The organism is Kitasatospora sp. NPDC058406, assembly GCF_042722765.1.
Lineage (GTDB): Bacteria > Actinomycetota > Actinomycetes > Streptomycetales > Streptomycetaceae > Kitasatospora.
The window spans coordinates 1-8,546 of record NZ_JBHXKE010000319.1 but is presented as its reverse complement, the minus strand read 5'-3'; the positions used below and the strand labels follow the sequence as shown (position 1 = coordinate 8,546).

General features: G+C 72.7%; 6 protein-coding genes. All 6 read left to right on the top strand.

The annotated features are described in order from the left end of the window. Nucleotides 1-308: 308 nt before the first annotated feature. Entirely contained in the window at nt 309-554 is a 246-nt protein-coding gene (locus ACFWOG_RS37060) for a phosphopantetheine-binding protein (protein WP_380363840.1), read from the top strand. A gap of 37 nt (nt 555-591) precedes the next feature. Beyond that, complete coding sequence (locus ACFWOG_RS37055) at nt 592-2,115, top strand: tryptophan 7-halogenase (protein WP_329884040.1); 1,524 nt, start codon at nt 592-594, stop codon at nt 2,113-2,115. Nucleotides 2,116-2,231: 116 nt separating this feature from the next. After that, nucleotides 2,232-3,611, top strand: a complete 1,380-nt coding sequence (locus ACFWOG_RS37050; RefSeq protein ID WP_380363837.1) for a cation:proton antiporter — start codon at nt 2,232-2,234, stop codon at nt 3,609-3,611. A gap of 234 nt (nt 3,612-3,845) precedes the next feature. Continuing rightward, on the top strand, nt 3,846-5,222 hold the full coding sequence (gene entS / locus ACFWOG_RS37045) for an enterobactin transporter EntS (protein ID WP_380363835.1): 1,377 nt from the start codon (nt 3,846-3,848) through the stop codon (nt 5,220-5,222). 195 nt (nt 5,223-5,417) lie between these two features. Next, on the top strand, nt 5,418-6,440 hold the full coding sequence (locus ACFWOG_RS37040; RefSeq protein ID WP_380363833.1) for an ABC transporter substrate-binding protein: 1,023 nt from the start codon (nt 5,418-5,420) through the stop codon (nt 6,438-6,440). A 75-nt stretch (nt 6,441-6,515) separates the two neighbouring features. Next, nucleotides 6,516-8,546, top strand: a 2,031-nt coding sequence (locus tag ACFWOG_RS37035; RefSeq protein WP_380363831.1) for a condensation domain-containing protein, incomplete at its 3' end; no start/stop codon positions are given.

Sequence of the window (8,546 nt, the reverse complement as noted above, 5' to 3'; positions counted from 1 at the left end):
TCGCCGCCCACGGGGCTGTCGGGGTCTGCCGGTGGCACCGTCGACGGGGTGCCCGGCCTTTGCCGCCCCGCGTGGGTGGCATGACGTGACATCAGGGAAATCCGTCGGGCCGTCGGGTCCGGTCGCCCGGCGGCTTGACAGCGAGGTCCGACCAATAGTTAGGTTAGCCTTACCTAAGTAGGGCGGGTGGCCGAAGGCCGTCGGTCGTCGGTGCGTATCACATCGGTTCCACGGTTTCGGCCGGGCCGGTGGTCCGTGCCGTGCGCCGTCGCGCCGTCACCCCCGCGACAAGAGGAGGACGCCGCTCGATGCCTGAGATACCCCCGACCGACGCGTTTTCCCTGGAGCGCATCAGGCAGGACGTCGCCGATGTGCTGCAGATCGACCCGCAGGAACTCGACGACGACGAACTGCTCGTCTATCAGGGCATGGACTCGATCCGGTTGATGACCCTCGTCCAGCGCTGGCGCGACAAGGGCGCCGAGGTGACCTTCGTCGACCTCGCCGGCGAGGCCACCATCAAACGCTGGCGGGATCAGCTCGGCACCCCCTGACCAGCGGAAGCCCGTCATCACCAGGAGAGACTCGCCAGTGAACACCTCTGAACAACCAACACTGCACGAAGAGTTCGACGTCATCGTGGTCGGCGGTGGCCCCGGTGGATCCACGGCCGCGACGCTCGTGGCCAAACACGGCCACCGGGTCCTGTTGCTGGAGAAGGAGACGTTCCCGCGGTACCAGATCGGGGAGTCGCTGCTCCCCGCCACCGTCCACGGCATATGTCGCCTGCTCGACGTCCAGGAGGACATGGAGAAGGCCGGCTTCATGGTCAAGCGGGGCGGCAGCTTCCGCTGGGGCACCAACCCCGTACCGTGGAACTTCCTCTTCGCCCTCGCCCCCGAGCTCTCCGGGCCCACCTCGTACGCGTACCAGGTGGAGCGGATGAAGTTCGACGACATCCTCCTCCGCAACGCCGCGAAGCACGGCGTCGACGTCCGGGAGAACTCCCCGGTGAGCGAGGTGCTGGAGGACGACGAGCGGGTGCGGGGCGTCCGCTACACCGACCCGCAGGGCCGGGTCCACGAGGTCGCGGCGCGGTTCGTCATCGACGCGTCGGGCAACAAGACCCGGATCAGCAGGCACGCGGGTGGGGAGCGGGTCTACTCCGAGTTCTTCAAGAACCTGGCGCTGTTCGGCTACTTCGAGGGCGGCAAGCGGCTGCCCGGCGCGGACCGCGGGAACATCCTCTGCGCCGCCTTTGACGAGGGCTGGATCTGGTACATCCCGCTCAGCGAGACCCTGACCAGCGTCGGCGCGGTGATCAGCCGGACCCGTGCGGCCGACATCCAGGGCACCGACGAGGAGCAGGAGAAGGCGCTGCTCGGGTTCATCGACCGCTGCGACATCGTCCGCGACTACCTCTCCGAGGCGACCCGCGTCACCGAGGGGACCTACGGCGAGCTGCGGGTCCGCAAGGACTACTCGTACGCCAACACCCGCTTCTGGCGGCCCGGCATGGCGCTCGTCGGGGACGCCGCCTGCTTCATCGACCCGGTCTTCTCCACCGGCGTCCACCTCGCCACCTACGCCGGGCTGCTGTCGGCCCGGTCGATCAACAGCGTGCTGGCGGGCGGGGTTTCGGAGGAGCGTGCCTTCGGCGAGTTCGAGGGCCGGTACCGCCGCGAGTACGGCGTCTTCTACGAATTCCTCAGTGCCTTCTACGACATGCAGGGCAGCGAGGAGAACTACTTCTGGAAGGCCAAGAAGGTCACCGCCTTCGACTCCTCCGACCTGGAGGCGTTCGTCACCCTGGTCGGCGGGGTGGCCTCCCGGGAGCGCGCGCTGACCGACTCCGCCGCGCTCACCGAGCGGTTCGCCTCCTCCTCGAAGGCGCTGTCCGACGCCGTGGCCGCCACGGGGTCGATGCAGACCGAGTCCGGTGAGCGGATGAACCACCTCTTCGGTGCCAAGGTCGTCGGCGACGTGATGCACGAGATGAACGAGATCCAGCGGCGCGGTGTCCTCGGCGCCGACATCAAGGAGTCTCCGCTGCTGCCCGACGGCCTCGTGCCGGGCGCCGACGGCCTCTCCTGGGCCGAGCCGGCCGGAGGCTGACCGAACCCCGGCCGCACGCCGTGGCCGGACCGACCCCGTACGACTTCCGCGCCGGCGACCGCACGCTTCCGTGCGGACCGCTCCACGACGAGCACGAAAGGCAGGTCGGCAGACCCGTGGGCCTTCCCTCCCTCGGCCATGCGGCCCAATGGGCCATGCTGGTGCAGCTGCTGGTGATCACCGTCGTGGCGCACCTCGCCGGGGCCGCCGCGCGCAGGCTGCGTCAACCCGCGGTCATCGGCCAGTTGGTGGCGGGTGTGCTGCTCGGCCCGTCCGTCCTCGGGGTGCTCTGGCCCGGCGGGGAGCACCGGCTCGTCCCCGGTGAGACCCTGCTGGGGGCGCCGATCAACACGGTGGCCTGGCTCGGCGCGGCCTTCCTGCTGTTGCTCACCGGCCTGGACACCGACCTCGGCGTGATCCGCAGGCTGGGCCGCCCGGCGCTGATGATCGCCGCGGGGGCCGTCCTGGTCCCGTTCGCGGCCGGGGTGGGTCTCGCGCTGCTGCTGCCGGACTCGTTCGCCGGGGGCGCCGCGAGCCGGCCGTCGTTCGTGCTGCTGGTCGCCGTCTCCCTCAGTATCTCGTCGATCCCGGTGGTCGCCCGCGTGCTGACCGAACTGGGCTTCCTCAAGGCCGACTTCGGTCAGATGATCCTCACCGTGGCGCTGGTGTCGGACGCGGTGGGGTGGATGGCGCTCGCCGGGGTGACGGTGCTCGCCGGACCGGGTGGCGGTGACGCGGGGGAGCTGCTGGCCCCGGTGGCCGGCCTGCTCCTGCTGACGGCGGTCCTCGTGCTGGTCGCCCCGCGGCTGGTCGACGCCGCGCTGGCCCGGGTGCGCCGGTCGGACCGGCTGCCCGGCAGGACCGGTGGGACCGGCGGGACCGGCAGGGAAGGTGAGGCCGGTGAGGCCGGGACCGGTGGCTCCGGGGACCTCCTGGTGGCCGTCGTCCTGGCCCTGGTGCTCGCGGTGGCCGCCGACGCGGTCGGCTCCGACGGCCTGCTCGGTGCCTTCGCGGCGGGTCTTCTGCTCGGACGCTCGCCGCACTACCGGCCGCGCCTGCGCGGTCAGTTGGAGCCGGTCACGCTCGTCCTGCTGGCACCGGTCTTCTTCGCGGTCGCAGGGCTACGGATGGACCTCACCGTCCTGAGCAGTGCGGAGGCACTGCTCTGGGCGGCCGGATATCTCGCGGTGGCGGTCTGTTTCAAGGTCGCCGGCGCGTACGGGGGGGCGCGGCTCGCCCGGCTCCCGCGACGCCAGGGTCTGGCCGTCGCGGTGGGCCTGAACTGCCGCGGTGCGGTGGAGGTGGTGGTCGCCTCGGTGGGACTCTCCGCCGGGGTGCTGAGCGAGACCGGCTACACGGTGATCGTGCTGATGGCCCTGTTGACCACCGCCGCCACCGGGCCGCTGCTGAGGGCGGTCGCGCCCCCGCCGGGCCGGCTGTTGAAGCCCGCCGGCCCCAGGGCCGGGTCGGCCGACCGGGTCCGGGCGGCCCGGTAGGCCCGCCCCGACCCAGGCCCCGACCCCGAGCCCGACTCCGCTTCGACCCCGAGCCCGGGCCGATCCCCGACCCGATCCCCGACCCGATCGGACCCGGACAGCGTCCGGTTCGACCGTGTCCGCCCCGCTGGCCCGCCGCCGTCGACCCCTCGACACCGCGGCCCGACCTCCACCGCCCAGCCACCGGCGACCCCGCGCCGCCGTTACCCGTGCCGTCCTCCCAGGAGCCTCTGAGTGTCCCTGCGTGACCTGTTGATCGACACCGCCCCCCTACGGGCGAGCCGCGACTTCCGCGCGGTCTTCATAGCCCGGACCGTCTCGCTCTTCGGTCTCGGCATCGCCACCGTCGCCCTCGCGGCCCAGGTCTACGACCTCAGCGGATCGACCCTGACCGTCGCCGCGGTCAGCATGGTCATGAGCGTCAGCGTGCTGGTCGGTTCGCTGGTCGGCGGCGTCCTGGCGGACCGCACCGATCGGCGGCGCCTGATCATCCTGGCGCGCGGCGCCGCGGCCCTCGCGTTCGCCGGGCTCGCCGCCAACGCCTTCCTCCCCGAACCGAGCCTCTGGGCGATCTACCTCTGCATCGCCTGGGACGGCCTCGCCTCCGGCGTCAGTGTGACCGCGCTGATGGCCGTCGCGCCGACGCTCGTCCGGCGCGACCAACTCCCGGCGGCCGGTGCCCTGCTGTCCCTCACCACGGAGATCGGCTCGGTGGCCGCGCCGTTCCTCGGGGGCGTGCTGCTCGCCGCGTCCGGTCCCGGCACGGCCTTCGCCGTCACCGCCGCGACCACCGCGCTGACCACCCTGCTGGTGACCCGGCTCCGTCCGCTGCCGCCCGTCCGCCACGAGGCCGACCCGGACGACGAGTCGGGCGCGGACGACGGATCGCCGCTGGTCGCGCTGCGCTACGCGGTGAAGCACCGGGTGGTCGGCGGCCTGCTCCTGCTGGGCGGCGCCACGGCGCTGTTCGGCGTCCCCGTGGTGCTCTTCCCCGAGCTCGTCGACACCCGCTTCGGGGGCGGCGAACTGATGCTCGGCCTGCTCTACACCGCGCCGGCGGTCGGCGCCGTCATCGCCTCCGCCACCAGCGGATGGGTGGGCCGCAGCAAGCGCCCCGGTGCGGTGCTGATCGGGTCCGTCCTGGTGACCGGACTGGCCGTCGCCGGCTTCGGCCTCAGCCCGTCCGTGGTCCCGGCCTTCCTGGCGCTCGCGGTGGCCGGTGCGGCCGGCACCGTCGCCGCGATCCTCGACTACGCCCTGCTCCAGCACCACACCCCGGACCGCCTGCGGGGCCGGATGGTCAGCGTCGTCACCGCCGAGCAGACCACCGGCGAGATCGGCGGCGAGGCCGAAGTGGCCCTGCTCGCCCGCTGGTTCAACCCGGGCGGGGCGGCGCTCCTGAACGGCATCGTGTGCGCCCTGGCGGCGGTCGTGGTCGCCCTCGCGGTGCCGGGCCTGCGCCGGGCGACGCTCCCCGACGACGAAGAGGAGGACGACGACGGCCACGACGGCCACGAGGACGGCGCAGGCCCGTCCGGCCCCGTCCACGGCACCGACCCGGTCCACACCGAACAGGGCGACGGCCGCCCGACGGCGCCGGCCAGCCCCTGACCCCGCCGGCTCAGGCCTCCCGCTCCGGCCTCCCCCAGGCCCGGACCCCCAGACCCGGACCCCCAGACCCGGGCCACCCGACCCGGACCCCCAGACCCGGACCACCCGGCCCCTGCGCCGATGGCTCCAGACCGGCGGCCCCGTGCCCCGCACGGCCGGCCGCCCCACCCCGAAGAAACCGGAAAGGCACCACAGGTGACCCGTCAGATCGCAAGCCCCGACCACAACCGGCGCAGAGACACGCGCGCCCGCGGGCCGCGTGGGGTGCTCGCCGCCCTTCTCACCACCGTCCTGATCGCCGCCGCCGCGGCCTGCACCACCAGCTCCGACGGCAGCGCCTCCGACTCCCGGGACCCGTCCGCGTCGTCGAACGCCACCCGCGTCGTCTCGACGCCCGACGGTGACGTGACCGTCCCCGCGAAGCCCAAGCGGATCATCGGCCTCTCCTACGCCGCCGCCTGGCTGCTGGACTCCGGCATCCCGATGGTCGGCGTCACCTCGATCGACGACGCCGCGCTCTCCGCCGAGCAGAAGGCCAAGGTCAAGGAGATCCCCCTGGTCGGCGAGGGGAACGAGCTGAACTTCGAGAAGATCGCCTCGCTCACCCCCGACCTGATCATCATCTCCGCGCCCAAGCGGGTCCAGTTCCAGATCGACAAGCTCAAGCCGATCGCCCCGGTGGTCTCCTTCGGCATCGGCAACCCGGACGAGCTGCTCGCCACCACCCTCAAGGTGACGGACGCCGCCGGCCGGCCGGAGGCCGGCCTCAAGGTGAAGAAGGAGTACGAGGACAAGGCCGCCCGGATCAAGACGGCCTACGCCGACAAGCTGGCGAGGACGAACTGGGCGATCGTCAACTCCGGTGAGTCCGGCAAGTTCTCCGCCTACGACGGCAAGTCCTGGCTCGGCCTGGTCCTCAAGGACGTGGGCGGCAGGTTCGCCGCGCTGCCGGGCGTGGGCTTCGAGGACGCCTGGGCCGACCTCTCGTACGAGGAGATCGGCAAGCTCGACGGCGCCGACGTGATCCTCGTCGACGGCGACGAGCCGGGCACCAAGCCGTCCGCCGAGACCACCGACCTGATGAACCAGACCAACTGGAAGTCGCTCAAGGCGGCCAAGGCCCAGCAGGTCCACCCCGTGCCGGCGTTCTTCACCAGCCGCTACCCCGAGGCCGGCCGGATCCTCGACCAGCTGGAACAGATCCTCAAGACGCTCTGACCCGGCACCGGTCCGGCTGGTACCCGAACCGGCCGGACCCGCCCGCCCCGCCCCCGAACCAGGAGCACGACAGCCATGAACGACCGCCCCCAGAGCCGCCTCCCGCTCACCGGAGCCCAGTCCGGAGTCTGGTACGGGCAGCGACTCGAACCCGGCAACACCGCGTACAACGTGGGCCAGTACGTCGAGATCCGGGGGCGGTTCGACCAGGAGGTCTTCGAGACGGCGCTGCGCCGCGCGGTCGCCGAGGCCGAGGTGCTCGGGATGCGCTTCGGCGAGGAGGACGGCGTTCCCTACCAGGAGCCCGCCCCGCGGGCCGACTGGCCGCTCGACCTGGCCGATCTGCGGGCGGAGGCCGACCCGGAGGCCACCGCCCTGGAGCTGATGCGGGCGGACCTCTCCCGCCCGGTGGACCCGGCCGCGGACCGGCTCTTCGCCTACGCCCTGTACACCGTCGCCGAGGACCGGGTGCTCTGGTACCAGCGCGTCCACCACATCGCCCTCGACGCCTACGGTTTCACCCTGCTCGCCCGGCGCACCGCCGAACTGCACACCGCGCTGTCCCGCGGCGTGGAACCGCCGCCCGCGGCGCCCGGCCGCCTGGCCGACCTGCTCGCCGAGGAGGCCGAGTACCGGGACTCCGCCCGCAGCGCCGCCGACCGCGCCTACTGGGCGGAGCAGCTGGCGGACGGCCCCGAGCCCGCGCCGCTGGCAGGCGTCGGCCACCCGGCCGCCCCGCACTTCCTGCGCACCGGTGCCACCCTGACCGCCGAGGAGAGCACCGGGCTGCTCGACCTCGCCCGCGCCGCCCGTGCCACCTGGGCGGACGTGGTCACCGCCGCGTTCGCCGGCTACCTGCACCGGATGACCGGCACCAGGGACGTCCTGCTGGCCATGCCCGCGATGACGCGGCTCGGCTCGGTGGCGCTCACCGTGCCCGCGATGAAGGTGAACGTCCTGCCGCTGCGGCTCTCCGTCGCGCCCGGTACGGCCTTCGGCGACCTGGTGTCGCAGGTCGTCCGCAGGGTGCGTGACCTACGACGGCACCAGAACCACCGCGCCGAGGAGATCCGGCGCGACCTCGACCCGGCCGGGCGCCGCCACGGCGTGTTCGGCCCGATGGTCAACATCAAGGCGTTCGACTACCAGCTCGACTTCGACGGTGCCCCCGGCATCGCCCGCAACCTCGCCGCCGGACCGGTGGACGACCTCACCCTCTCCGTCTACCTGGACGGCGGAAACCTGGTCCGGTTCGAGCTGGACGCCAACCCCCGGACCTACCGGGAGGACGAACTCGCGGACCGGTGCGCCGAGTTCCTGACCCTCCTGCGCGCGCTCGCCGCCGTCGAGGAGCCCGGGCTGCCCGTGGGGCGGATACCGCTGCTGAGCGCCGAGCGGCGCCGCGAGGCCCTCGCGCTCCCGGACGCGGTGGGTGTGGTTCCGGTGGTGGGTTCGGTGGTGGAGCGGTTCGAGGGGTGGGTGCGGGAGGCGCCGGGTGCGGTGGCGTTGGTGGTGGGTGGGGAGTCGTTGACGTACGGGGAGTTGGGGGAGCGTTCGGCGCGGTTGGCGTCGGTGTTGGTGGGTCGGGGGGCCGGTCCGGGTCGTTGGGTGGGGTTGGCGTTGCCGCGGTCGGTGGACCTGGTGGTGGCGATGGTGGCGGTGTTGCGGTCGGGGGCGGGGTATCTGCCGTTGGATCCGGGCTTCCCGGCGGAGCGGCTGGCGTTCATGGTGGGGGACGCGTCGCCGGTCTGCACCGTCGCGGTGGGGGAGAGCGCGGCCGTACTGCCGGAGGGCGTCCCGGTGCTGCTGCTGGACGATCCGGAGACGGTCCGTGCGACGGAGTCCGCCGAGCCGTTCGGTGGCGTGCCGGTGGATCCGGAGGGGGCGGCGTATGTGATTTACACGTCGGGTTCGACGGGGCGTCCGAAGGGTGTGGTGGTGTCGCACGGGGCGTTCGCGGGTTTCCTGGCGGCGATGGACGGTCGGTTGGGTCTGGGGCCGGGTGATGCGGTGGTCGCGGTGACGACGGTGTCGTTCGACATCGCGGGGTTGGAGTTGTTCGGGCCGTTGGTGCGTGGGGCTTCGGTGGTGTTGGCGGATCGTGTG